Source organism: Bacillus pumilus (genome assembly GCF_900186955.1).
Classification (GTDB): Bacteria; Bacillota; Bacilli; order Bacillales; family Bacillaceae; genus Bacillus; species Bacillus pumilus.
In genome coordinates, this window is sequence record NZ_LT906438.1 from 622,760 (window position 1) to 647,558 (window position 24,799).

Consider the following 24,799-nt stretch of genomic DNA (forward strand, 5'->3'; position numbering starts at 1 on the left):
CTGACACAAGCGAATCATGTTGCTGTAGACCCACACGGGCTTTGCTTTGTAAGATAAATAATAGAAAAGTGATGTGTGAGGAGGCGCGGTTCGACATGGAGCGCTATAACGAATTAAGACAAGGTGAAACAGGTGCTTGGGTCAGTATCATTGCCTATGTGATCTTATCTGCGGTGAAACTTCTGATTGGGTATACGTTTCATTCAGAGGCTCTTTCGGCAGATGGATTGAATAATACGACGGATATTATTGCATCCCTTGCAGTGTTGATTGGATTGCGTATTTCTCAAAAGCCGCCTGATGAAGATCATCCATACGGTCATTTTAGAGCAGAGAATATTGCGTCTCTTGTGGCGTCCTTTATTATGATGCTTGTTGGACTTCAGGTTCTGCTGAGTGCAGGCCAGTCACTCTTCTCATCTAAGCATCAAACGCCCGATATGATCGCAGCTTGGACGGCAGCAGGAAGTGCTGTGGTGATGTATGGTGTGTATATTTACAACCGCAATCTGTCCAAACGGATCAATAGCCAAGCTCTTCATGCAGCAGCAGCTGATAATAAATCAGATGCGTATGTGAGTATCGGAACATTTGTAGGGATTATCGCCTCTCAGTTTCAACTGGCATGGATTGATACGCTTGCAGCGTTTGTGATTGGGCTCATTATTTGTAAAACGGCGTGGGAGATTTTTAGAGATGCTTCTCATTCGTTAACGGACGGTTTTCATATAAAAGATATGTCCAAATATAAAGAGACCATTGAAGCAACACCTGGGGTGGGCGATTTGAAAGATATTAAGGCACGGTATCTCGGAAGTACGGTCCATGTGGATGTAGTAGTGGAGGTCGAGCCACACTTGAACATTGCAGAAAGCCATGATATTGCAGATGAGATCGAACGTAGAATGAAGAAGGAACATGATATTTTACACTCTCATGTTCATATGGAGCCAGCAGGTGAGCCAAAAGAAGAGAAGAAGTCTTATCCATCGTGAGAAGGCTTCTTTTTTTCTACGTGTTGATGTTTTATGCTATTGCGCGTTGTATGGTAAAGTTAGACTATATGAAATTTAACGGAAACGTGATAGGAGGATCAGGATGGCATTTGATGAACCGATGCATTCAGATTTACAAAAAATCGTAGATAACATCAATAAAGTCATGGTTGGGAAGAAAGATATTGCGATATTAAGCCTTGTTGCGATTTTGGCGAAGGGGCATGTGCTACTAGAGGATGTGCCTGGCGTTGGGAAGACGATGATGGTTCGTGCTTTGGCAAAATCCATTGGCTGTGAGTTTAAGCGAATCCAATTCACTCCTGACCTTTTGCCTTCAGATGTGACAGGTGTGTCGATTTATAATAAAAAGACAAATGAATTTGAATTTAGGCAAGGACCCATTATGGGGCAGATTATTTTGGCTGATGAGATCAACCGGACCTCTCCCAAAACACAGTCTGCATTGCTCGAAGCGATGGAGGAAGGCAGTGTTACAGTGGACGGAGAAACAATGCTGCTTGCTGATCCTTTTTTCGTCATGGCTACGCAGAATCCTGTGGAATATGAAGGGACTTATCCGCTGCCAGAAGCACAAATGGACCGGTTTTTATTCAAGCTGCAAATGGGGTATCCGACCATGCTGGAGGAGCTGGAGGTGCTCAACTTGCAGGAAAAGCAGTCCCCGATTGATACGCTCCAAGCAGTCATGACCAAGGATCACATCCATGCGTTGCAGCAAGCGGTTCAGACCATTCATGTGGATGCATCCATTAAAGAATATATTGTGGAAATTGCACAAGCGACGCGGCAGCATCCATCTGTTTATCTAGGTGTGAGTCCAAGGGGATCGATCGCCCTCATGAAAGCGGCTCAGGCGTATGCACTGTTGAATCGGCGCGATTATGTGATTCCTGATGATGTACAGTATTTGGCGTCTTATACATTGCCGCATCGAATGATTTTGACTTCAGAAGCGACGTATGAAGGGAAGAAGGCGGAGACACTGCTGAGACAAATGCTTGAGCAAATTGGCGTGCCAGTTCAAAAGTCGATGACTCAATGAAATTAGGTCATCGTTTCGCTTTTTCATTATGGTTACGGGTGATGATGCTCATCATCCTCACTGCGACAGTCTTTTGTTATGCCATGTTTCAGGGAGGGTTTGTGAGCTGGTTCCTTTTTTATGCATTTTTACCATATACTTTGTATGCTTTGCTGTTTGCGCTCGTTCCGCTGCGCGCTACAGTCAAAAGGACATTACAACAAACCCGCTTGAAGGCGGGAGACGTACTGTCCGTTGACCTTGAAATCAAGCGGACAAATCCATTTCCATACGTTTACGTCTTGATTGAGGATGATCCACCAGACACCTTTCATTTAAAGGAACAAATTGAGATGAAGCAAATGCTGTTTCCTTGGTTTCGGAAAACGTGGCGTTTTTCCTATCAATTGAATGATGTCATGCGCGGGGAACATCATTTGTCAGCAGTTCGAATCAAAACGGGTGATATGTTTGGTTTTGTGGAGAAAGAAGTCATCATTCCGTTAGAAAAAAAGCTGCTTGTTTATCCGAAAATGCTCGATCTTCAGGTGGAGTCTGCTGAGTCATTGAATGAAAATGGAGGCAAAGCGGTTCACTCGTGGTTAAATGAACCGACCCATGTGACAACAGGCGTAAGGGAATATCAGCAAGGCGACCGTTTTGCTTGGGTGGACTGGAAGACGACGGCTAGAAGGGGTCAGCTGATGACGAAGGAATTTGAACAGAATCAAACAAAGGATCTTGTCGTGTTTGCTGATTTTACCGACGAAGCGGTTTTTGAGTCCGTCGTGTCTATTGCAGCGTCTGTTCTACAATCGGCAGTGAAAAAAGGGTTGCCTTCAGGTCTTGTACCTCTAGGAGATCAGCATGCCTTTCGAGTGGATCAAGGAGAACTTCATTTGCAGGACATGCTTTATTATTTAACAAGAGTGCAGCATCAACCTTCTCGCGTACAAGAGTATAAGGCGTTAGCAGCAAGTGAGTATCAGCATTCTGGAAAATATGTCGTCACGGGTCAGCTGCAGGAAGAGCTTGCTGCGAATCTCTTTGGAAATCGAAACAGAAAGAACATCACTGTTCTTTTAGTGAAGAGAGCCTTGGATCGATTCACGACAAAAGAAAAACAGCTTGTAGACCGGCTCAAGGCATCTGGAATACGCACGACCGTTTTATTTGAAGACCGGCTACACGAAAGAACTGTGAGGTGACAAACATTTATGCTGCATACGCATCAGCGGCAAAGCCGTTTTGAGTTGTTCATCTATTATGCTGTAGCATTTCTGCTGCTTTGGGAGTGGCTTCGACCGCTTCAAGATTTTACAGAGACGAGTCATACGTCTTATTTCATCATTTTTATAGGGCTTACATGTTTGTTTACATTTTTTCGTTTGAAGTGGTATGTGACGTTTCCTATTTGTACTGGCTTGATTTTGCTAGCCTTATATTTGATCTTTTATCAAACAGAGCCAAGCTATCCGGCTGCATTATTAGGTGATATTAAAGATAATATCACCTTCATGAGCACAGGCATGTGGAGTGACATGTACCCCTCCTTCCGCACATTATTGTTTTATATTTTGCTATGGCTGCTTGTCTACTTGCTTCATTATTGGGTGGTCTATCAGCAGCGTATCTTTTTCTTTTTACTCATGACGATTGTGTATGTCACGATTCTGGATACGTTTACGCCATATGATGCAACCTTTGCGATCGTTCGTATTATGGTATTTGGTTTTTGTCTGCTTGGGTTGCTGTATTTCGATCGACTGCGTTCGGCTGAAGGCATTCGGGTGACGCAGAAGGCGCGCCTAAAGTGGTTTTTGCCCATGCTGGCGCTCGTTCTTCTGTCAGCGACACTTGGCGCTTCTTTACCAAAGTCTGATCCGAAATGGCCTGATCCTGTCCCATTTTTTAAGGCGGTGACGAATCAAGATGGCTCTGCCGGACAGAATAAGGTGGGATATAGTACAGATGATTCGACGCTTGGCGGACCGTTTAGTGAGGACCGCACACCGGTCTTTAAATGGAGCGGAAAGGAGCCTTCCTACTTTCGTGTCGAAACAAAAAGTATCTACACCGGAAAGGGCTGGGAGGATGCCTCAAATGATACGAAGCCTACGCGGCTAAAAGAGAACAGTGTGCGGAATCGTTGGTTTACCGAGCGTGTAAAAACAGAGGTGCACGAAACGAGAGTCGATATGGAATCAAACTATCGATTTAATCATGCCGTCTATCCGATTGGGACGATCATGCTGATGCCAATGGAAAACATTCCACTGCAAATGATGGGTAAAACGGAGAAAATTGTCCCATCCATTCAAAATCCGCCGAAAAATTTAGGGAACTACCAAGTCACCTTCTTGTCTCCTACATTTATCCTTGAGGATTTGCAGAGCATCAAAGTACCGACGAAGCAGAAGGTCAATCAGGAGGTTGGCCGTGAATACTTGCAGCTTCCTTCCTCATTGCCAGAGCGAGTGAAAACATTGGCAAACAGCTTAACGGAAACGAAGGATAATATGTACGATAAGGCTAAAGCGATTGAGGACTACTTAGGGTCAGCGAAGTTTTCATATGAAACGCAAAATGTCGCTGTGCCTAGTCGTAATGAAGATTATGTGGATCAATTTTTGTTTGATACGATGATCGGCTACTGTGATAATTTTTCATCCTCTATGATTGTGATGCTCCGTTCGATCGGGATTCCGGCGAGATGGGTGAAAGGGTACACGTCAGGTCAATTATATGAAACACAGATGGATGGAAACAATGTGTATGAAGTAACCAATAACAATGCGCATTCATGGGTAGAGGTGTATTTTCCAAACAGAGGCTGGGTGACCTTCGAACCGACAAAAGGATTTACGAACCCAGAGACATTTACGAATGAAGCTGTTTCTAGCGATCAGACAGATGATGATCAAAAGGAAGAAGATCAGTCTAGCTCTGATGCAAGCGAAGATCAGCAGGCAGAACAGCCACAGCAGGAGACAGAGCAGCCGGCAGAACCAAAGAAACAAACAGCGCAAGCGAAGCCAAATATGGTGCATGTTGGTTCAATCTTGGGTTTCGCGATAGGAGCTATGGTCCTTCTAGGATTGATAAGCTGGCTTCTTTATCGATTCAGAGCAAGATGGCTACCATTCTTTATTGTGAGAAAGGTGAAACGTCTGCCAGAGGAGGAAGCATTCTTCTATGCGTATGCTGCTCTATTAAAGCAGCTGAAGCGCAGGGGAATTGAGAAAAAACCTGGCATGACGCTAAGAGAATTTGCTTCTTTGATCGATGACAACGAAGGAGATCATCGCATGTCAGATCTGACGCAGCTCTATGAGCGGGCACTCTATCGACGAGAGGATGCGACGATGCTTTGGCGGCAATCCGCAAAGTTATGGGAAAATTTAATAAACAGGAGATAGTCTTGACCGCGTACCTTCCTGTTGTTAGAATAGGTGAATATTAAAACCTTCTAAAATACATGAAATTGAAGCGTTCGGATGTGAGTCTGGGCGCTTCAAAAGCGTGATTCACACTGAGAGCAGGTTTTCTCCTCTCATTTTTTCTGTGCGTTTATAAAAAACTATATTGGACATAGAGGTGACACCATGACAAATTTAGTAAATGAAATGATTTTGGTTCTAGATTTCGGCAGTCAGTACAATCAGCTGATCACACGCCGTATTCGTGAATTTGGTGTGTACAGTGAGCTTCATCCGCACACTTTAACTGCTGAAGAAATTAAAGAAATGGCGCCTAAAGGAATCATCCTTTCTGGCGGACCAAACAGTGTTTATGATGCAGGATCTTTCCGCTGTGATGAAAAGATTTTTGATCTAGATATTCCGGTTCTAGGCATTTGCTATGGCATGCAGCTTATGACTCATTATTTAGGCGGGAAAGTAGAAGCGGCAAGCCAGCGTGAATACGGAAAAGCAGATATCCACATTAATGGAACGCCTGCTTTATTTAAAGACCTTCCGACTGATCAAGTCGTATGGATGAGCCATGGTGACCTTGTTGTTGAAGTACCAGAAGGCTTTACAGTTGATGCAACAAGTGCACATTGTCCAAACTCAGCGATGAGCTTAGCTGAGAAGAATTTCTATGGTGTTCAGTTCCACCCAGAGGTTCGTCACTCTGAGTACGGAAATGACCTATTGAAAAACTTTGTCTTCGGCGTGTGTGACTGCGATGGCAAATGGTCAATGGAGAACTTCATTGAAATCGAAATGCAGAAAATCCGTCAAACAGTAGGCGACAAACAAGTATTGTGCGCACTAAGCGGCGGTGTAGATTCATCTGTTGTGGCGGTATTGATCCACAAAGCAATCGGCGATCAGCTGACATGTATTTTCGTTGACCACGGTCTTCTTCGCAAAGGCGAAGCAGAAGGGGTTATGAAGACATTTAGCGAAGGTTTCAACATGAACGTGATTAAAGTAGATGCAAAAGATCGTTTCTTAAACAAGCTAAAAGGTGTGTCTGATCCTGAGCAAAAACGTAAAATCATCGGTAACGAATTCATTTATGTATTCGATGATGAATCGGACAAGCTAAAAGGAATCGACTACTTAGCACAAGGAACACTTTACACAGATATCATTGAGAGCGGAACAGCAACGGCACAAACAATCAAATCTCACCACAACGTAGGCGGTCTTCCAGAAGACATGCAGTTCGAATTGATTGAGCCACTCAATACGCTATTCAAGGATGAAGTCCGTGCCCTAGGTTCAGAGCTAGGCATTCCTGACGACATCGTCTGGAGACAGCCATTCCCAGGTCCAGGACTAGGTATCCGTGTACTAGGTGAAATTTCTGAAGAAAAACTAGAAATCGTCCGCGAATCGGATGCAATTCTACGCGAAGAAATTGCCAACTTCGGCCTTGAGCGCGACATCTGGCAATACTTCACGGTTCTCCCAGACATCCGCAGCGTAGGTGTTATGGGCGACGCAAGAACATATGACTACACAATCGGCATCCGTGCTGTTACTTCGATTGATGGGATGACGAGTGACTGGGCAAGAATCCCTTGGGATGTGCTTGAGAAGATCTCAACTCGTATCGTGAATGAAGTGAAGCATGTGAACCGCGTGGTGTATGATATTACGAGTAAGCCGCCTGCTACGATTGAGTGGGAATAGTTATAATAGAGCTAGAAACCTTTGTGTATCAAGGGTTTCTAGCTCTATTTTATTTTTAATTGCACTTTTTCCTTCCGTTTTAATGTGTTAATGAATCATTCCATCCCTTACACACATCAATCCATTGTGAATAACCGGAGTATTTTTCTAATTGTTTGATTGTTAGTTCAATAGCACTGTTACTGCTCCCGCAGGCTGGATAGACTGTCTCAAAACGTTTTAGTGAAATATCTAAATAAACAGAAACGCCATTCTTTATAGCAAAAGGACATACTCCGCCAATTTCATGACCGACCAAGTCAACGACCTCATGAGGAGAAAGCATTTTAGCTTTTGTTTTAAAATATTCCTTGAATTTTTTGTTATCAACTTTTGCATCGCCAGAGGTCACAACTAAAATAGCTTGCCCATTCACTAGAAAGGAGAGTGTTTTTGCGATTCTTTCAGGTTCGCAGCCCAATGCAGAAGCAGCCAAGTCTACGGTTGCACTAGATACTGAAAATTCCTGAATCCGATGATCCATATCATATTGTTTAAAATAATCTTTTACTTTCTCGATCGACATGATGATTTCTCCTTTTTATTAGTATTGATTTGAAGTTTGCTCGACTTTATTATTTAAACGATATTGATGTGGTGTTAAGTGATACTTTTTCTTAAATAAACGAATGAAATGCTCTACATTTTGATAACCAACGGTTGTCGCAATATGATCTACTTGCAAATTGCTACCAGTGAGCATTTTGCAGGCTTTTTCCAATCTTATTTCTTGTCGAATCTCACTAAATGATTTGCCAAGTTTACGAGCTATATATTTAGACAGATAAGATTGTGAAAGGTTAAATTCCTCTGCCATCTCCTGGATTGTTATATGCTCATAACATTGCTGAATATATTGGAGCATTTGAATCATACGTTTATCACTATATTGTTTGACCTGATTTACGTTCAGATGACTTGGTTTGAATCTTAATAAGAGACATAATAATATCTCAAACAAATTATTCATAATCAACTTGTATCCAGGAAACCGATTATAATTTTCTATAAATAGTTGAAGAGAGCAGTCTAGCAAATTTTTATCCAAGCGACTATGGAAAATAAGAATATTTTTATTTTCTTTTATATACAATGCATTCAAAAAGAACTCTGAAATGACATGATTGCCTTTTAACATTTTAAAAAACACTTTTTGAAAAGTACTTTTACGGATCATGATTTGGATTGCGATTGTATTCTCCATGACAATTGGCTTGTGTATTGTATCAGGTGGAATAAAGGCAATATCTCCTGATTTTAAAGTCATTTTTTTGTCTTCCACTTCTACATACATCTCATTTTCCAGAACATAGATCATTTCAAAGAAATCATGGATAGCCGACAATTGAGGCATAAAACGGTTATACTTTCTCACTTCGATATCTTTCTCCTGACCTAACCACATGGTATCCTCTTTTTCAAATTCGTTCTGCCCTTTTTGCAAAAATTCTTCTATATATATTTGCTTATGCATTAAATTGTGTTTATCATAATCCTTCAAAAATAATTGCAATGATTGATTGTCATGCTTTTTCTGTTGGTATTGTTGATAAAAGATTTCTTGTTCGTTATATTCTCTTAAATATTGCATCACTTCATGTTTTTCAAGTTTATCTTTTTCCATCTACATCCAAACCTCTAGTTTATTTACTGCAACCACCAGGGCCTTCACTGTTGCTTCTATAATATCTTTATCAATTCCAGCACCCCAATGCATTTTTCCTTGATATGAAATTCCAATCTGTGCACAGGCTTATGCTTGAGAATCCTTGCCCAAAGAATTCTGTTCATAGACTTCCAAAACATACTCGAGATGAAAATATGCTTTTAATGCATTACTGATTGCATCTAAACTTCCAGTGCCAGTTCCTTGTATTTCAATTTGTTGATCATCTCTCAGCAAAGTTAAGGTGACTTCCTGCTTCTCTCCTTTATGATATTGATAATCAAGCAGCTGGAAATGAGGGTGAAAATCAACATACTGTTCTTTAAAGACTTGATATATTTCTTCGACAGACAATTCCTTACTTGTCTGATCAGATACTTTCTTCGCTTCATATCCCATGGCTTCATTCATTTTATAAGGAAGTTGAATGCCATAATTTGTTTCTAGTATATAGCCTATGCCGCCTTTTCCAGACTGGCTATTGATTCGAATCACATCCGTTTGATAATTCCTTCCCAAGTCAACTGGATCTACTGGGATATACGGAACGTCCCATTTATCAACATGATTTTCCTTTCTATATTTCATACCTTTAGATATAGCATCTTGATGTGACCCAGAGAATGCGGTGAATACCATCTCGCCAGAATATGGCTGTCTCTCATGAACAGTAATTTTGGTTAGTTTTTCATATTTTTTACGAATAGCTTCTAGGTTATTGAAATTCAATTTTGGATTATAACCTTGTGAATACATATTCATCGCCAAAGTAATCAAGTCTACGTTCCCTGTACGTTCACCGATACCAAATAATGTACCTTCGACTCTTTCTGCGCCAGCTAGAACACCAAATTCTGCATCACTCACCCCAGTGCCACGGTCATTATGAGGATGAACAGATAATGTCACACTATCTCGGTAAGACAGATTTTTGTGTATATACTCAATCTGACTTGCGAAGATATGAGGCATTGAATATTCAACTGTTGTCGGAATATTGATGATCGCTTTATGATTTGGTGTTGGTTTCCAAATATCTAAAACACTCTTACAAATATCTAACGCATAATCCACTTCTGTTCCTGGAAAGCTTTCAGGACTATATTGAAAATAAATATCGCTTTCTGTTTTTTCGGCAAGTTCCTTTACTAAAATAGCTCCATCAATTGCAATTTGTTTAATTTCATCTTTTGATTTCTTAAATACTTGTCTGCGCTGCGCTTCTGAAGTCGAATTATATAAATGAACAATCGCTTTCGGTACCCCCTTAATTGCCTCGAAGGTTCGGCGGATAATATGCTCTCTCGCTTGCGTGATAACCATAATCGTTACATCGTCTGGAATCATATGATGATCAATCAGTGTCCGTAATAGCCTAAACTCCGTATCAGAAGCAGCTGGAAATGCGATTTCAATTTCTTTAAAACCTATCTCTACTAGTAACTGAAACATTTCCAATTTTTCTTCTAAGTTCATAGGAATAGGTAATGCTTGATTTCCATCCCGTAAGTCCACACTGCACCATATCGGAGCACTTTCTAAAGTTTCGTTCTTCACCCAATCATAAGTAAGGTTCGGTGGCAAAAAGTATTTCTTTTCGTATTTTTTGTGGTTAAACATAATCGATTCCTCCTGTAATTGGAATATAAAAAAAGCCTATCATCTCCAAGATTGAACTTGGAGACGAAAGACTTCTTCTTACGCGGTACCACCCCTGTTTCATGATAACCATACATTATCATGCCCTTATTCGGATACAGAGTGTTATATCTTATATCCTTCCCATATAACGGTGGGGTGCCGACCTTAACTACATCAATCCTTTTCATTTCACTAAGGCTACTCTAAGGTGAGTTCCCTGCCTTCTTGTTATTGCTTCTCATCAACCAGCAACTTTCTGAAAACATTTCGGCAAGTACTATTCCTTATCATCGCATTCTAATTTTTCTGATTTTTTCTATTATACCAAGATGACAAAAAAGAGATAGTGGTAGGGATATCTTTTTCAATTGATTTTTTTTGTCCTTATGAGGGATTAAAAATAAACAATCTTGTATTTATTCTACAATCATCAATTCTTCTATTAGCCCTCAAAATTTAAATTGACGGGTTCATCCTCTAAATCATCCACAGTATTTTGTTCTGTCACTGGCACACTTTCATCTACAATTTTAAAACTAAGTTCGTCCATCCAAATTTGACCTGGACCTTGTAGTAATATGCCAAACGCAATGACTTCACTTTTTACTGGAACATCTAGTACTACACTAAAATGATTCCATCCATTTGTTCCTGTAATTGGACGGTCCATCATGTTGTCAAACGCAAGAACTTCACCTGAAGAATGGTCAATTCTCATCCATAAACCAGCTGAGCCTTTCACATCTTCGCTTTTGACAAAAGTAGAAAATTGAAGGCGTTCTCCTCGGTAACGTTCTGACTTAATTTGCTGCATCAATGTTGCGAAACCTCCAGCTTTTTCATCTTTTGATTTCAAATAAGCGGAGTTAGTCCCACTGTGTACAATTCTGTTATCCAAACCTGTTTCATAGTCAGATGGGGTATCCCCCGTCATAATCCAGCCAGTAGGTGTGTTCTGATGATCAGCCATATTTGTTTCCTCCTCAATAATTACATTTCTTAATAATTTCCGATAACGTGCGGGTGACATGTCATATATCTTTTTAAAGGCTCTAGTGAAGGATTCCTGTGAACTAAAACGATACTGCAGTGCGATATCAATCGCCCTTTGGTCCGTATGAATTAAATCCTTCGCCGCTTGGGTCATTCGACGTTCCCGTATATAATCAACCACTGATTTCTTAATCACTTTTTTGAACATACGGTGAAAGTGAAACCTAGAATAACCAGCGTGTTTCGCTAGAGTTTGAAGCGGTAAATCATCTTTCAGATGCTGTTCAATATAATTTAATGTGTCTTGAATCGTTTTTTCATGTTCTTGATAGGACAACCGTGCACCTCCTTGCCTTACGAGTTTAGTATAGCGGAAATCATCTTTTAGAAACTTGACTTTTTGTGCTATGTTGTAATTTTAGAACGGAGCTTCTAGCCCTAGGTATCCGTGTACTGGGTGAAATTTCTGAAGAAAAACTAGAAATCGTCCGTGAATCGGATACGATTCTACGCAAAGAAATTGTTAGCTTCGGCCTTGAGCGCGACATCTGGAAAAGAACTAACGGTTCCCCCAGACATCCGCAGCGTAGGTGTCATGGATGAAACAAGAAAATACGATTATATATTCGGCATCCGTGCAAATTTTTTTATTGATAGTATGACGAGTGACTGGGCAAGAATCTCTTGAAGAAGTGCTTTAGAAGATCCCAACCCGTTTCGTGAATGAAGTGAAGTGTGTTAACCACAGGTATTATGATATTACATTACGAGTAAGCTACCTGCTACGACTTAGTGCGAATAATTTCAATAAGGATAAAAAATCTTAACCAATAAGAAAACCGAACTATTTAGGAACCACTTTAAAGTGTGTTTCCAATAGTTCGGATTCTTTTTTACATTGCTATGCTCATTTTAAATTTTTTCGATTTTATAATTTGTAAATAAGTAAAGAATTATGATTTTGATTTTAAAGATATATGTGACTAACTGATTTATTTAATTATTTTCCTCTTCATCCATTTCAAAAATGATTCATTATCAAGTTTATTTATATTGTTCTTGAGGATATCATTTTCTTTTTTTAATTCTCCAATTTGTTGTTCTTTTTGTTTCAATTTTGAGACTAATTCATTATTTTCTTGAGAAGCTAATAGTAATTCTTGATTAACTTCAACTTTTTCTTTGAGAGTGTATAAATCTTTGTTTAGCTTATGAATAATTTCAGATAAATGTAGCTTATGTTCTTCAGATTTCTGTATTTCTTCAGATAATTTCTTTTTTCTTTTTTTGTATTTATCTAGTTCAATTTCAGCTTGGGATAACAATAGATAATTCTCCTTATTTTCATCTTCTACTTTAGAGTTTACAATAAAGTCTCCAAATAAAGTCCAATTGTTTTTGCTATAAATTTTAGTTAGTTTGTCAATTTCTTTTTGTCTAAGCTTTTTATTCTTTAATATTTCGTGAGCTTTTGGAATCAATTTTTTAATAACATTAGGAACAGGCGCTTCGTAAGTTGAAATATTATTATCAAGTAATATACGCTTTTTCTTTGGATCAACAGCATGAGTTACTTTAATTTCAATTGCCAACTTTTTATTCCATAGATACTTGTAAGAGTATGGATCAGTTTGTTTGACGCACAATAAGATATCAATTAATATACCTTTTTTATCATTATATTTAATATAAGATTCTATTTCTGCTGATTCAATAGCTACTCTAATTCTCCCTTTTTCTTTGTCTTCAATATTGAATTGAGTAAGTTGTGAAAACATCATTTGAAAAAGGAAATGAGCATTTGTCATTTTTTTCGAATAAAGAATCTGTTTCATGTCTTCTTTATGATAATATCGAAAAAATGGGTCTTTAATCTTTTTTCCCCCTCTAAAAGTAGGGGAAACTGGTAATACTCCGCTTCGAATAGAGGGATTTTTGAAGTCGAAAAATGCAGGATTTTCTCGATTTATTTCAATTTCACCTTGATTTCTCAGCCAAAGAGCTTCCAATATATGTATTTGTCTATCCTGAAATGGAAAATAAGCAAAACTTTTTGTTTGTTCATTCATATGCAACCACCTAATAATCAATATTTTTTGAAGTTATGCTCGTTCATTGTTACTTTTAGACCATGCAAATTAATACAGTTATCTACTTCTCTTTAATGCGAATTTAGCAAAGTTACTAAATGAAATTTGTAAATGGACTTAATCTATTTGTTGTGTGACAGTCTCTACGTGCCACGACGTGTGTGAACTGCTTTTGGTTGATTTGACATGAAATAAAAGTTACTTTTTCTTTAGGTAATGAATCTATTAACATTAATCCATTAGAGTATTTAAAGACTTCTGGATTTTTTTGTTGATTTTCTTTTGGTGGTTTTTAATTTGTTCTTTCATTAAATTTGTAGTAAGCGGCGAAATCTCATTAAATATTTTATTGCACTTATTTGCGTATGTGATAAATGTTCCGAATTCTCTTTTCCTATAGTTATATTTTATGTCAGTTCTTTCTCCGAACTGATGATAATGTTGATATAATTTTCTCTTATAAGTTAAGCGTATTCGATCTTTAGTAAAGCCCTTTTTTCTTGAAACAATTTCACCTTTCTTTATTAACTTATAAACAGTTCTATAGTATTTATAAATGCTCTTTTCTCTTATTCTAACTTCATTACCATCAAAAATGAATCCTAGATAATCAATTTTAGAAAGTCTTTGAGATTTAATATCAAAAATTTTTCTCCCGTCAAATGTTAAGGTTTGCGTTTTTTGGGGATGAATTAATAATTTGTATTTTTTGATTTGATTCTCTATTTGATTTTTAATAGTGTGAAATTTTTTTTCGTTTATATTAGTTAAAACCAATATGAAATCATCAGAATATCTTCTATATAAACCTCCTATGCTAGCTAATAAATTAGTAATATATTCATCGATCTTTATCATATATATATTAGAGTAAATAGCGCTCATAGCTGTTCCTTGAGGGATACCTTTTATATCCGTATTTACTTTTAGAATTTTGCTGTTATCATTTGTAATTAAGCTTCTATCATTTTTGAATTTTCTAAACTCTTTAAATGAAGTGAAATAACAGGTTTGGTTAGTTCTAAATATTTCTTTATCTTCACCTAATCTTAAATTGATCTCTTTTTTATTAATGTATGAATATTTAGTGAGACTCTTGAAGATTTTATATTGATGCGTTGGCATTTCACTTCCGTAAATCAAGTTAATCATTTCTTTAAGTAATTTATGATCTAAAGTGTCGAAAAAGTTTTGGTAATCTCCTATGTATATATAGCAATCTGGATTCTTCGCAATGAAGTTAATTACTTCAGCTGCGAAATGTATATTGTTTTGCCTTTTTTTGTTGTTTCTATAAGCAGTAACAGATTCATCAATTTGTTTATCTTTAGCATACCTATTATATAAGTCATTTAACTCTAAACTGTAATGTTTGTATATAAAGTTATCAATATGAGCAGCATACATAATCGGTCTTTTTTTTTCTTTAATAGGTACTAATTGACCGTTTCTCTTCATAGCAGTTTCATCTTTAATATCGTTAAATTTCTCAAAGGTTAACTCACTAAAAATTAAAGGTAGAAAACTATGTGATGGGTTTTGTTTAAAACCCAGGACGTAGTTTTCTACCTTTTTATTAAAAGACGCAATTTTATCAAAATGCAAGTAAGGTTTAGATGGATATTTATGTACCATTTAAAACTCACATCCCTTTTTTATTGTTGGAGCAAGTACAGACCTAGTCCCGCTACTATATTTCTTCTGACTTGCACTCTGCCTAAAGCGCCGCGATCCTTAGGCTCTACTATACCACGCGGCATACTATATGGTATGGCGGGGTGAGTTTAATACTCACAAATACAAATAATGTATAATATAACAAGAAGACAAGTTCTGATGGTGAGGTGTTCTATGATGATAGATATAACTTTGGTATGCTACTTATCTAGTATGCTGATCTTAAGATTAGCATACGGTATACAAGTTTCAACTTTCACAGTAATATCTCTTGACATTGTTATACAACATACCCAGTACTCTAATAAATGATAATAGTACTAGCAATATAATATTAACATAAATTACTTTGGAAGGAAAACAATAACTTTCTTGGTCCATTAACTTGTAATTAAGAAAAGTAATAGTCTATTTTTTCTCGTAATCCCTCTTCAAAATCGAATACATAAACACATCATCAAACCCATTCTGACCAAGATCATACTCCCGCAATAAACCTTCTCTTACAAAATTAAAGTTCTCCAATAATTGAACAGAAGACGTGTTTGTTGGATCAATAATCGCTTCAATCCGGTTCAGACTCATCTCCTGAAACCCATATCGTAACACCGCAGCGATCGCTTCACTCATAATGCCTTTTCTCCAATGATCGTGATGCAATTCATAGCCAATTTCCGTGCGGCAGTGCTGTTTTTCCAAATGAAAAAATCCACAGCTGCCGATGATCGCAGGATCATCTTTTAAAGAAATGCCCCACCGGATGCCTGTTTGTTCTTTGAAGATATTGTCATACCACTTGATTTCTCCTCTTGTGTCTTCGATGGATTCATGTGCATCAATGCCCATGTAGCGGCACACGGTTTCATTGGATAAGTAGATGTGCATATCCTCAGCATCTTCGATTGTTGCTTGTTTTAAGATTAGTCTTTCGGTATGTATTGTTGGAAATGATTTTGGATAGGTGATTTTGTTCATTTTTTATCCTCCATGTGATGTCTTTTGTTCTGTACATGCCTGACAATAAAAAACCCCTTCATTCCTCAGCCAAGCCTTCACCTCTGTCATTCCTCGTCTCTTTGGATAGACCAGCTTGACGTACACTTCTTCGTTTCCTTCTATCTTTTTCTGACAGCTAGCACATGTAGGTTCTTCAAATCGAAACAATCGACATACTCCTTTTTGTACATATTTCTTCCATTATATCAAATGTTCAACTTATTCTTTCGACTCTATTCTTCACTTTCTCTATTTTTATCCGACATATGCTAAGTAAAATAAATTTTCATTTGTTGAAACCGTTTGAGAGAAAGCTTGCTCTAACAGGTGTAGGAGGTGTGAGTGAGATGAAGCAAGTGCGTCTAATTAAAAAAGCACAAAAAGGGAATGTCCTGGCATTTGAGAAATTAATGCTGATGTATCAGGAGCGTTTATATAAAACGGCTTTTCTCTACACAAGAAATAAAGAGGATTCATTAGATGCTGTTCAAGAAACGGTCATTAAAGCGTTTAAGCATCTATCTGGATTAAAAGAACCAGCTTATTTTTCTAGCTGGCTGACTCGGATTTTGATCAATACAATTTTTGCGATGAAGAAAAAGCAGCAAGATGTTGTTCCGTTTGAACAGCATCATGAGAGCGTTGAACGACATGATTTTTTAGAAGACAAGCTTGATTTAAAAAATGCACTTGAAGTGTTAGATGAGCAATATCAGCTCGTGATTCAGCTATTTTATTTTCAAGATTATTCGATTTCAATGATTTCTCAGCAGATGGGTGTGCCTGAAGGAACGGTTAAAACTCATTTGTATCGAGCAAGAAAGCTATTAAAGCAAACATTGGAGAAGGAGGAGAGTGTCGATGGAACGAAAAGAAATGAAAAAGCTTTATGATGAGATTGATGTACCAACGGTTGAAGTAACCTCTGCGATTCGCCAAGCAATAGGAGATGTGAAAGCGGAAAAGAAAAGACTTTTGTTCACATGGAATTGGAGAACGCCAATATATTCTGTCATCATACTAATCGTTCTTTATTTTTCATCAGGCTTTCTTTTTCCTTCTCTTAATACAGCGATGGCACGTGTCCCGATTATTGGACAGTTTTATATGATGTTTCACGATAAAGTAGGAATGTCTCTTTTTCAGAGTGATTTGGTGAAGCATGTCAATGAGGGGGCTGAATCAAGAGGGGTTACTGTGAAAGTAAATAGTGTGTATTATGATGCCGGGCGGCTTGTTTATACGTTTACTGTGGAGAATTTCCATACAAACGAAGATGTTGTATCGTTTAGAGTGAATCCAGAAAAAATCGATGGAAACTTTCAACTGAATTTTGATAAAACAGAGTTGAAAAAATTAAAAGATGGCCGCTATGTTGGGCAGACGGAAGTCTATACAAATGGACAAACGATCAAACAAGGTCAGCAAGTGCCACTTGTTATTTCGAAGATTGGGGATATTGTAGGGAATTGGCGCTTCAAGTTACCTGTGGTCAAGCAAAAAACCACTTTATTAGCGGGACAAAAAGACGTGTCTATTTTAAATGGACGGTATCAAATAAGAAACGTAAAGGTAGAAAATGGAGTGAATGGCTCTGCTATTCAATATGCCATTGATTACAATGGTTTTGCCAAAGATGATAGAGTTAGTATTGATGGAATGAAGGATAATTTAGGGAATGAGTATGAGCTTGAGATTGGAACCGTTTTAAGAAAAAAACAACTGACTTCTGACAAAACTAGAAAAGATCATTTGACAATTTTGAATCAGCCGATCAATCCAAAGGCGACTGAATTGACATTTTACACGAATGTGAGAAACGAACGAGAATACAGCCACATTATTCCTCTTCAGACAAAGCTGCCTGTTCAGTTCAAAACAAAACACCATGGCATCGGAATCAAAATCAATAAGATAGAGCAAAAAGACCGATCTGTGATTGTTGATTATCAATTTACTGGAGTAGATCAAAAAGAATTAGATCAGGATGTGATGGAGAATATAGGTGAATTCATTGGATTAGGCGATGTTGAAAAGATGAAATCATGGCCCGATCCACAAGCAGACTATGAAAGCGGATATTACTTGAAGGGGAACCATGCGAAGATGACGAATGTAAAGACAGCTTCCATGCAATCCACCTTTGAATTTGATGATAAGAATCTAGAGACTTTATCATTAAACCATTTTTCTTTTAAAGATTATGGGCTTTATCTTGATTTGTCAGAACTGAATATGTTGGCACCACAGAAAGCGATAAAGGTAACCATTCCAGTCAAAAAAGAAACTTCAAAAGCTAGTCAATAAATAAGAGAGCGAACATGATTATACATGTTCGCTTTTTGTCTGCTTTTGGACCAGTCGATTACGATGGAACGAGTACCAAATCAACATGAATGCAACAAAACTGGCTAAACCGCCAATCCAGCTTAAGTTCATGACATTTGTATATTGTATAATCACGCCGCCCATTGACGATCCAAGCATCATGCCGATGTTCATTATCGCTGTATTAAAGCTCAGCACGGTTTCTGATGCTTGGGGTTTAAGGGAGATCAGATAAAATTGCTTCGCTGGTGTTGTTGTCCATGTAGCAATGCCCCAAATGGCGAGTGTAATTAAGACCCCGATAGCGGAGAATTGCGTAAAGAAGAGCATAAATAAAGACAACATCTGGATCATGATGCTGATCGAGATGGTTCGGTTTGGTCCCCATTGATCAACGGCGAAGCCGCCAAATCGTGAGCCTATAAAAGCAGCGATTCCTAAAATGAGCAAGGCGATACTTGTCATTTCAAGAGAGAAGCCAGCAGTCTGTCGTAATAAAGGCGAGATATAGGCGAATACCATTGTGTAGCCTAAGATCCAAAAGACGGTTGTGGCTAAGCCGCTGATCACTCTGCTATCTTGAAGGAGATGTAATTGCTGCTTCAATGGCAGGTGTGAATGTCCCTCCATGCGTGGCAGTAATTGATAAAGCAGTAGTAAAAGACAAGCAGTACCTAGTGCAATGATGAGAAAAATATAGTGCCAATCCACATGACCTGATAAAAATGTGCCAATCGGGACACCAAGTACGAGTGAAACGGTAAAACCAGTAATGACCGTTGCCATCGCGCTGCCCTTTTTTTCTGGAGGGGCGATCTGCGCTGCATAATTCGTGGCAACGACAATATATAAGCCGCCACTCATCGCCATGATGACTCGGGATAGCAGGAGTAGCACAAAGTGATGGCTAAAAAAGGCGACCACATTGCCTAAAATAAACACAAAAATCGCCGATAACAGAACCTTTTTTCGGTTCAATTTCGATGTTGCCATCACTAAAAAGAGAGCACCTACTGCATAAAAGAGAGAGTAAACGGTAATAAGCTGCCCGGCAGCAGGAATGGAGATGTTTAAATCAACAGAAATCATATCTAGAATGCCTGACACGACGAATTCTGACGTGCCTGTGACGAATGAACCGACAGCTAAAAGAATAATCAATAACTGATGTGATGTGTTTTTCATTTTTGAACCCTTCCTTCAATTTGATACGTTGTATTTAGTTTAAATTCCGTGCTAACATAAGTAAAATTGATGTTTTTCATGAAGGAGATGAGTGAATACTCATGAGCTTTGTTCGCTTTGATATTGTTGCAAAAGTGGTCGAGCTTGGTAGTTTTACCGCAGCAGCTGAAGCATTAAATATGACGCAGTCTGCGGTCAGTCATGCGGTGGCGAGTTTAGAAACGGAGTGGGGTGTGTCTTTATTCATTCGTGATCGAAAAAAGGGTATTATGCTGACAGATATCGGTCAAACGCTTCTCCCGCATATTAGAGAAGTGTTAAATAGGGTGGAGAAGATCCAGCAAGAAATTGCGTTAACGAAAAATATCGAAACGGGCTTAATTCGTATCGGAACTTTTGCCAGTGCATCAGCTTGTTTATTGCCTAAGCTGCTTGTGAGCTATCAGAAAAAGCATCCGAAAATCGAATTTAAATTTTATGAGGGAACGTATGAAGAAATATTGGAGTGGCTGGATTCTGGCATCATTGATGTTGGTTTTGTTGTGAAAGGCCATGCAGATGAAGCCTTTGATTTACTGCCGCTGATCAAAGATGAGATGGTGGTCGCCTATCATCCAAATCATCGCTTTCACCAGCAGTCCATTGTAGATATCACAGATTTGGCGGATGAACCATTTATTATGCCGACTGGCATGTATCAATCACATGTAGAGGATATTTTTGCTGAGGCTCAATTGAAGCCAGCTACTTTATTTGAAGTACACGATTGTACGACCATTGCTCGTATGGTTGGGGAAGGGCTTGGTGTCACGATAGGTCCTGAGCTGTTTTTAAAAACGCAGCAGCTTGTGCACATTCGAAAGTTGAATGTGTCTCATCACCGCGAGGTTGCGCTCGCCTGTCCGTCTCTCTCCCAAGCTTCTCCGGCAGTGAAAGAGTTTTTCTATGTAGCCGAGGCAGTTTTTGCAAAAGAGAAGGATTTGGATAAGGGTGTATAAAGAACTACATGCGATTTTCCAAATTCGTGTAATAAGACGAATGAAGCGGACATTTCTTTGAAAAATGTTCGCTTTTCGTATTGTGTTTTAAAAATGAAGTTGGTACAATAGACACAGAAATCAAATAGATAGAAGTCGTATAATAGCGGGGATATGGCCCGCAAGTTTCTACCAAGCTACCGTAAATAGCTTGACTACGTCAATTCACACTCGTTTGATATAAATCATGCATTGTTCTTGTTTTATGTCACCGTCTGAATTCACATATGTAGTCAAGCGTCCCAAAACTGTTGGGGCGTTTTTTATTTGACTTGTGAATGGGGCAGACTAAAGCAAAAGGACATGAAGGGAGTCAGTTGGCTTGAAACAGTTTTTTCAGTTTGATGAATTAGGAACGAATTACCGCAGAGAAATCATCGGTGGTTTAACCACATTTTTGGCGATGGCTTACATTTTGTTTGTCAATCCGATCACACTTGCTTTAGTGTCGGTACCGGATTTTCCAGATAAATTACGAATTGATCAAGGCGCTGTCTTTACAGCGACGGCGCTAGCCTCTGCCGCAGGGTGTATTCTGATGGGGCTAATTGCTAGGTATCCGATTGCGATTGCTCCAGGTATGGGCTTGAATGCCTTTTTCGCCTTCTCGGTTGTTCTTGGCATGGGCATTACATGGGAAGCAGCGCTTTCTGGTGTATTTGTTTCAGGATTGATTTTCGTTGCTCTTTCTTTAACAGGTTTCCGTGAAAAAATTATCAATGCCATTCCGGCTGAGCTAAAGCTAGCGGTTGGTGCAGGTATTGGCCTATTCATTACGTTTGTCGGTCTGCAAGGCTCTGGCATTATTGCCAATAACGATAATACGCTCGTTTCGATTGGAAACATTCATAGTGGTCCTGTCTTATTAACGGTGTTTGGTATCGTGGTGACTGTTATTTTAATGGTTCTGCGAGTGAATGCAGGTGTCTTCATTGGGATGCTTGTGACAGCTATTGCAGGAATGATTGTTGGTCTTGTTCCAGTACCGACGCAAATTGTGGGAAGTATTCCAAGCTTATCTCCAACCTTTGGACAAGCCTTGATTCACTTGCCAGACATCTTCTCGATTCAAATGCTTGTCGTGATTTTAACGTTCTTATTCGTTGGGTTCTTTGATACAGCAGGAACGCTTGTGGCTGTTGCAACCCAAGCTGGTCTAATGAAAAATAATGAGCTGCCGCGTGCAGGAAGAGCACTTCTAGCGGATTCATCTTCAATTGTTGTAGGTTCTATTCTTGGAACATCGACGACAACATCTTATGTTGAATCTAGCTCAGGTGTTGCTGCTGGTGCACGTTCTGGATTTGCATCTGTCGTGACAGGTATTTTCTTCTTGCTTGCGATGTTCTTCTCGCCGCTTTTATCCATCGTTACAAAGAATGTGACAGCACCTGCTTTAATCATTGTGGGGGCACTGATGGTCGCTCCGCTTGCGAAGATTGCATGGGATCGTTTTGAAATTGCCGTACCAGCGTTCTTAACGATGATTATGATGCCACTCACATACAGTATTGCAACAGGGATTGCGGTTGGCTTTATTTTCTACCCGATTACGATGATCTTTAAAGGGAAAGCCAAAGAAATACATCCGATTATGTATGGATTGTTTGTGATCTTTATTCTCTACTTTGCTTTCTTAAATCATTAATTGTTGACAAAGGGTTAAAATGATCTTTATTTTAGCCCTTTGTCTTCTTTCAGCGTGATAGAAAACCTTTGAAGTCTATGAAGGACGGCTACTTTTGCGGAGCGAATTTGATATTCGTGAGCACCAGCGCGCAGGACTGACAACGAATGCGAGGGTTTGTCTACACGCTGAAACAGCAGCTCATGGAAGCTGCTGTTTTTTAATTTTCTTGGCATTTTAAAACCTCTGCTGCCCTTTATCCGTCTATTCGTATGAACGTCAAGGAATCTTGACTGAACAGAGAGACTCCGCTACTTTAAGAGGAGTCATCCGAATAGGTCATTCGTATGAGCCTATAAGGATTGTGCTGGATAGGAGTTGATATGAGATGTTAGAAAAAGATGAAGAGCAAAGTACATCAGACTTAAAAAATGAAGAGCCATCAATAGATCAAGAAACGAGGCAGTCCCGCCTTAGCAGAAGCGCCGCAAAACGTGGAAGAACGTCGAAAGCAAAAGCAGCGGATGATGAGCGTTCTGCCATTCAGCGTATGCTGCAAGGTGTAGGAGGCGCGTTTAAGCGCTATGGCTCATATGGACTTGCGATGTTAAAATCACCGAGCCGGGCCATCAATCAAGCGGAAACATTACGGATGAAGTACGCCTGGATCTCGATTGTGTTATTCAGCGTGTTTTTTGCTTTAGGCAACTATGTTCAATTAAAGGCGTCCAAGACTCGTTTATTAGGCTTTGGCATTCATTACTCTTTTGGTGACGCCTTTTTGAGGGTAGCGGTCTTTACACTCATTCTGCTCACATTGATGATGCTGACCGTCTGGTTACTCGGAAAGTACATGCTAAAAGGAAACATATCACTGAAAGAAGTGATCATGAAGTTTGGTGCCGCACTTGTACCGGTTTTGGTTTTATCCATCCTTTGGCTTGTATTTGCCATGCTGAATATTCCATATGTGACGGTCATTTTATCTGTGATGATGTTTTTTGGTCTCCAGTTGATTGCGGTCGTGCTGTTTCGTTCGATTCAATCGGAGCATGAAGCGGTGCGCGGTGATTTAATGTATGCCAGCTGGATCTTTTTATTGGTGGAGCTTGTCATCATTGCACTGCTTTGGAGCATCGTCGGAGAGTATTTGATTCCATCACTTGTGCCTGTTCGATTTGGATAATACACACACTGAAAACCTCCTTTTTTGAAAAAGGAGGTTTTCATGTTGAGAAGAGAAAAAAACGGGTAAACTCTTGGTAACAAAGACCACCCTTGTTGTCGAAAGATATATGTGTTTTTCTCGCGCAAATTTGATTGTATCAAGGTTTGTTCTCTAGTAGAATATGGGGTGCTTTATTTGATTTTTAGTGCAGGGGGTTCGAATCGTGCTTCAACAACTTTTATCCAATGCGTTCACCATGGTTTTGATCATTTTAGTCATTAATATTGTCTATGTCTCTTTTTCCACCATGCGTTTGATTTTAACAATGAAAGGAAGACGGTACGCAGCTGCATTTGCTGGTACGATTGAAATGCTTATTTATGTGATTGGATTAAGTATCGTACTTGATAACTTAGATCAAATCCAAAATGTCATTGCGTATGCGCTAGGTTATGGGATGGGGATCATTGTCGGGATGAAAATTGAAGAGAAGCTGGCACTTGGCTACACAACTGTTAACGTGATCACAAAAGAATTAGATGTCGATCTCCCAAGACAATTGAGAGAAAAAGGATATGGTGTCACCACCTGGGCAGCAGGCGGCCTTGAAGGAGACCGGTCAGCAATGCAAATTTTAACACCGAGAAAATATGAACTGCAATTATATGAAACGATTAAAACGCTTGATTCAAAGGCGTTTATCATTTCTTATGAGCCCAAATCAATTCACGGCGGTTTCTGGGTGAAGGCTGTGAAGAAAAGGAGAATTAAAGAATGACCGCAAAACCAAAGAAGAAAAAATTCTATGTGGAAGACAACATGTCGATCGATCAAGTGTTGTCCCAGATGGCAACGGAAGGCTACTCGCCTGTCCGACGAATGGAGGAGCCGATTTTTCAAGAAAAGAAGGAAAATGGGTCGATTCAGATCATTCCGGTTGGGAAAAAAATCGTATTTGAAGGAAAAATAGTCTAAATCCGAACATTAAAACGACGACTTCATAGATTGTTCGATAAATCCGTTGACATCATGAACATCCGTTGTTAAGATAAACATGAATTCAAAACACGAACCTCATATAATCTTGGGAATATGGCCCATAAGTTTCTACCCAGTTACCGTAAATGACTGGACTATGCAGGATAGTGAACAAAACTGACATGGC

Annotated in this window: 21 protein-coding genes, 2 pseudogenes, 2 riboswitches and 1 other annotated feature; of the genes and pseudogenes, 13 read left to right on the forward strand and 10 right to left on the reverse strand. The window is 39.0% G+C overall.

Annotated elements, in window-relative coordinates:
* The first annotated feature begins 95 nt into the window (after window positions 1-95).
* The 5 genes from CKW02_RS03145 (at window position 96) to guaA (ending at window position 7,187) form a co-directional block, all read left to right on the forward strand.
* Window positions 96-995, forward strand: coding sequence for a cation diffusion facilitator family transporter (locus CKW02_RS03145; RefSeq protein ID WP_003214299.1), 900 nt, complete (start codon window positions 96-98; stop codon window positions 993-995).
* 103 nt (window positions 996-1,098) lie between these two features.
* The gene (locus tag CKW02_RS03150; RefSeq protein WP_003214081.1) at window positions 1,099-2,061 is read left to right on the forward strand and encodes an AAA family ATPase; all 963 of its coding nucleotides are present in this window, start codon (window positions 1,099-1,101) and stop codon (window positions 2,059-2,061) included.
* Window positions 2,058-3,248 carry a DUF58 domain-containing protein gene (locus tag CKW02_RS03155; protein WP_003213890.1) on the forward strand — a complete coding sequence of 397 codons (1,191 nt, stop codon included), beginning with the start codon at window positions 2,058-2,060 and terminating at the stop codon, window positions 3,246-3,248. The genes CKW02_RS03150 and CKW02_RS03155 overlap by 4 nt, the downstream gene beginning before the upstream one ends.
* Window positions 3,249-3,257: 9 nt before the next feature.
* Window positions 3,258-5,459 carry a transglutaminase TgpA family protein gene (locus tag CKW02_RS03160; protein WP_003213857.1) on the forward strand — a complete coding sequence of 734 codons (2,202 nt, stop codon included), beginning with the start codon at window positions 3,258-3,260 and terminating at the stop codon, window positions 5,457-5,459.
* A 186-nt stretch (window positions 5,460-5,645) separates the two neighbouring features.
* Window positions 5,646-7,187 (forward strand): glutamine-hydrolyzing GMP synthase, encoded by a 1,542-nt coding sequence (gene guaA / locus CKW02_RS03165; RefSeq protein ID WP_003214293.1) that lies wholly within the window; start codon window positions 5,646-5,648, stop codon window positions 7,185-7,187.
* Between the two features lie 79 nt (window positions 7,188-7,266).
* On the opposite strand, the gene CKW02_RS03170 is transcribed toward guaA, so the two are convergent.
* The 4 genes and pseudogenes from CKW02_RS03170 to CKW02_RS03185 form a co-directional block, all read right to left on the reverse strand.
* Window positions 7,267-7,752 (reverse strand): YbaK/EbsC family protein, encoded by a 486-nt coding sequence (locus CKW02_RS03170; RefSeq protein WP_003214016.1) that lies wholly within the window; start codon window positions 7,750-7,752, stop codon window positions 7,267-7,269.
* Window positions 7,753-7,770: 18 nt separating this feature from the next.
* Window positions 7,771-8,850 (reverse strand): helix-turn-helix domain-containing protein, encoded by a 1,080-nt coding sequence (locus CKW02_RS03175; protein ID WP_003214192.1) that lies wholly within the window; start codon window positions 8,848-8,850, stop codon window positions 7,771-7,773.
* A pseudogene (locus tag CKW02_RS03180) lies at window positions 8,851-10,512 on the reverse strand (2-isopropylmalate synthase).
* Window positions 10,513-10,568: 56 nt separating this feature from the next.
* Window positions 10,569-10,833 (reverse strand) — a binding site (T-box leader).
* A 142-nt stretch (window positions 10,834-10,975) separates the two neighbouring features.
* Entirely contained in the window at window positions 10,976-11,863 is an 888-nt protein-coding gene (locus tag CKW02_RS03185) for a helix-turn-helix domain-containing protein (protein WP_003214162.1), read from the reverse strand.
* A gap of 101 nt (window positions 11,864-11,964) precedes the next feature.
* Here CKW02_RS03185 and CKW02_RS03190 point away from each other — a divergent pair.
* Window positions 11,965-12,353, forward strand: a pseudogene (locus CKW02_RS03190) (GMP synthase (glutamine-hydrolyzing)); the annotation flags it as partial.
* Between the two features lie 165 nt (window positions 12,354-12,518).
* Here CKW02_RS03190 and CKW02_RS03195 read toward each other — a convergent pair.
* The 4 genes from CKW02_RS03195 to CKW02_RS03210 form a co-directional block, all read right to left on the reverse strand.
* Complete coding sequence (locus CKW02_RS03195; RefSeq protein ID WP_003214486.1) at window positions 12,519-13,595, reverse strand: SH3 domain-containing protein; 1,077 nt, start codon at window positions 13,593-13,595, stop codon at window positions 12,519-12,521.
* Between the two features lie 252 nt (window positions 13,596-13,847).
* Complete coding sequence (locus CKW02_RS03200) at window positions 13,848-15,251, reverse strand: reverse transcriptase domain-containing protein (protein WP_003213816.1); 1,404 nt, start codon at window positions 15,249-15,251, stop codon at window positions 13,848-13,850.
* Window positions 15,252-15,701: 450 nt separating this feature from the next.
* Window positions 15,702-16,268, reverse strand: a complete 567-nt coding sequence (locus tag CKW02_RS03205; RefSeq protein ID WP_003214175.1) for a GNAT family N-acetyltransferase — start codon at window positions 16,266-16,268, stop codon at window positions 15,702-15,704.
* 3 nt (window positions 16,269-16,271) lie between these two features.
* Window positions 16,272-16,457: a hypothetical protein gene (locus CKW02_RS03210; protein WP_003214201.1), complete on the reverse strand. Its 186-nt coding sequence runs from the start codon at window positions 16,455-16,457 to the stop codon at window positions 16,272-16,274.
* 179 nt (window positions 16,458-16,636) lie between these two features.
* On the opposite strand from CKW02_RS03210, the gene CKW02_RS03215 reads away from it, so the two are divergent.
* The gene (locus CKW02_RS03215; protein ID WP_003214467.1) at window positions 16,637-17,182 is read left to right on the forward strand and encodes a sigma-70 family RNA polymerase sigma factor; all 546 of its coding nucleotides are present in this window, start codon (window positions 16,637-16,639) and stop codon (window positions 17,180-17,182) included.
* Window positions 17,151-18,596, forward strand: coding sequence for a DUF4179 domain-containing protein (locus CKW02_RS03220; protein WP_003214484.1), 1,446 nt, complete (start codon window positions 17,151-17,153; stop codon window positions 18,594-18,596). The genes CKW02_RS03215 and CKW02_RS03220 overlap by 32 nt, the downstream gene beginning before the upstream one ends.
* Before the next feature lie 18 nt (window positions 18,597-18,614).
* On the opposite strand, the gene CKW02_RS03225 is transcribed toward CKW02_RS03220, so the two are convergent.
* Window positions 18,615-19,802 (reverse strand): MFS transporter, encoded by a 1,188-nt coding sequence (locus tag CKW02_RS03225; RefSeq protein ID WP_003214216.1) that lies wholly within the window; start codon window positions 19,800-19,802, stop codon window positions 18,615-18,617.
* 101 nt (window positions 19,803-19,903) lie between these two features.
* On the opposite strand from CKW02_RS03225, the gene CKW02_RS03230 reads away from it, so the two are divergent.
* A complete protein-coding gene (locus tag CKW02_RS03230; RefSeq protein WP_003214033.1) occupies window positions 19,904-20,800 on the forward strand; it encodes a LysR family transcriptional regulator in 897 nt (298 codons plus the stop codon).
* A 115-nt stretch (window positions 20,801-20,915) separates the two neighbouring features.
* Window positions 20,916-21,017, forward strand: a riboswitch (purine riboswitch).
* 144 nt (window positions 21,018-21,161) lie between these two features.
* Window positions 21,162-22,487 carry an NCS2 family permease gene (locus CKW02_RS03235; RefSeq protein WP_003214014.1) on the forward strand — a complete coding sequence of 442 codons (1,326 nt, stop codon included), beginning with the start codon at window positions 21,162-21,164 and terminating at the stop codon, window positions 22,485-22,487.
* A gap of 26 nt (window positions 22,488-22,513) precedes the next feature.
* Here the strand turns inward: CKW02_RS03235 and CKW02_RS03240 are convergent, their stop codons facing one another.
* A complete protein-coding gene (locus CKW02_RS03240) occupies window positions 22,514-22,702 on the reverse strand; it encodes a hypothetical protein (RefSeq protein ID WP_231953218.1) in 189 nt (62 codons plus the stop codon).
* Between the two features lie 152 nt (window positions 22,703-22,854).
* Between CKW02_RS03240 and CKW02_RS03245 the strand changes: the two genes are divergently transcribed.
* The 3 genes from CKW02_RS03245 to CKW02_RS03255 all read left to right on the forward strand — a co-directional run bounded on the left by CKW02_RS03245 (window position 22,855) and on the right by CKW02_RS03255 (window position 24,609).
* Complete coding sequence (locus CKW02_RS03245; RefSeq protein WP_003214283.1) at window positions 22,855-23,652, forward strand: DUF6574 domain-containing protein; 798 nt, start codon at window positions 22,855-22,857, stop codon at window positions 23,650-23,652.
* A 205-nt stretch (window positions 23,653-23,857) separates the two neighbouring features.
* Window positions 23,858-24,412 (forward strand): DUF2179 domain-containing protein, encoded by a 555-nt coding sequence (locus CKW02_RS03250; RefSeq protein ID WP_003214176.1) that lies wholly within the window; start codon window positions 23,858-23,860, stop codon window positions 24,410-24,412.
* Window positions 24,409-24,609 (forward strand): NETI motif-containing protein, encoded by a 201-nt coding sequence (locus CKW02_RS03255; RefSeq protein ID WP_003213949.1) that lies wholly within the window; start codon window positions 24,409-24,411, stop codon window positions 24,607-24,609. Before CKW02_RS03250 ends, CKW02_RS03255 begins: the two co-directional genes overlap by 4 nt.
* 79 nt (window positions 24,610-24,688) lie before the next feature.
* Window positions 24,689-24,790: riboswitch (purine riboswitch) on the forward strand.
* The last annotated feature ends 9 nt before the right edge of the window (window positions 24,791-24,799 follow it).

What these genes read in the sequence shown, in the direction of transcription:
- CKW02_RS03145 (WP_003214299.1), top strand. Translation starts at nt 96, where the DNA reads ATGGAGCGCTATAACGAATTAAGACAAGGTGAAACAGGTGCTTGGGTC.
- CKW02_RS03215 (WP_003214467.1), top strand. Translation starts at nt 16,637, where the DNA reads ATGAAGCAAGTGCGTCTAATTAAAAAAGCACAAAAAGGGAATGTCCTG.
- CKW02_RS03155 (WP_003213890.1), top strand. Translation starts at nt 2,058, where the DNA reads ATGAAATTAGGTCATCGTTTCGCTTTTTCATTATGGTTACGGGTGATG.
- CKW02_RS03240 (WP_231953218.1), bottom strand. Translation starts at nt 22,702, where the DNA reads ATGCCAAGAAAATTAAAAAACAGCAGCTTCCATGAGCTGCTGTTTCAG.
- CKW02_RS03225 (WP_003214216.1), bottom strand. Translation starts at nt 19,802, where the DNA reads ATGAAAAACACATCACATCAGTTATTGATTATTCTTTTAGCTGTCGGT.
- CKW02_RS03220 (WP_003214484.1), top strand. Translation starts at nt 17,151, where the DNA reads ATGGAACGAAAAGAAATGAAAAAGCTTTATGATGAGATTGATGTACCA.
- CKW02_RS03200 (WP_003213816.1), bottom strand. Translation starts at nt 15,251, where the DNA reads ATGGTACATAAATATCCATCTAAACCTTACTTGCATTTTGATAAAATT.
- CKW02_RS03195 (WP_003214486.1), bottom strand. Translation starts at nt 13,595, where the DNA reads ATGAATGAACAAACAAAAAGTTTTGCTTATTTTCCATTTCAGGATAGA.
- CKW02_RS03160 (WP_003213857.1), top strand. Translation starts at nt 3,258, where the DNA reads ATGCTGCATACGCATCAGCGGCAAAGCCGTTTTGAGTTGTTCATCTAT.
- CKW02_RS03245 (WP_003214283.1), top strand. Translation starts at nt 22,855, where the DNA reads ATGTTAGAAAAAGATGAAGAGCAAAGTACATCAGACTTAAAAAATGAA.
- CKW02_RS03175 (WP_003214192.1), bottom strand. Translation starts at nt 8,850, where the DNA reads ATGGAAAAAGATAAACTTGAAAAACATGAAGTGATGCAATATTTAAGA.
- CKW02_RS03255 (WP_003213949.1), top strand. Translation starts at nt 24,409, where the DNA reads ATGACCGCAAAACCAAAGAAGAAAAAATTCTATGTGGAAGACAACATG.
- CKW02_RS03205 (WP_003214175.1), bottom strand. Translation starts at nt 16,268, where the DNA reads ATGAACAAAATCACCTATCCAAAATCATTTCCAACAATACATACCGAA.
- CKW02_RS03170 (WP_003214016.1), bottom strand. Translation starts at nt 7,752, where the DNA reads ATGTCGATCGAGAAAGTAAAAGATTATTTTAAACAATATGATATGGAT.
- CKW02_RS03150 (WP_003214081.1), top strand. Translation starts at nt 1,099, where the DNA reads ATGGCATTTGATGAACCGATGCATTCAGATTTACAAAAAATCGTAGAT.
- guaA (WP_003214293.1), top strand. Translation starts at nt 5,646, where the DNA reads ATGACAAATTTAGTAAATGAAATGATTTTGGTTCTAGATTTCGGCAGT.
- CKW02_RS03230 (WP_003214033.1), top strand. Translation starts at nt 19,904, where the DNA reads ATGAGCTTTGTTCGCTTTGATATTGTTGCAAAAGTGGTCGAGCTTGGT.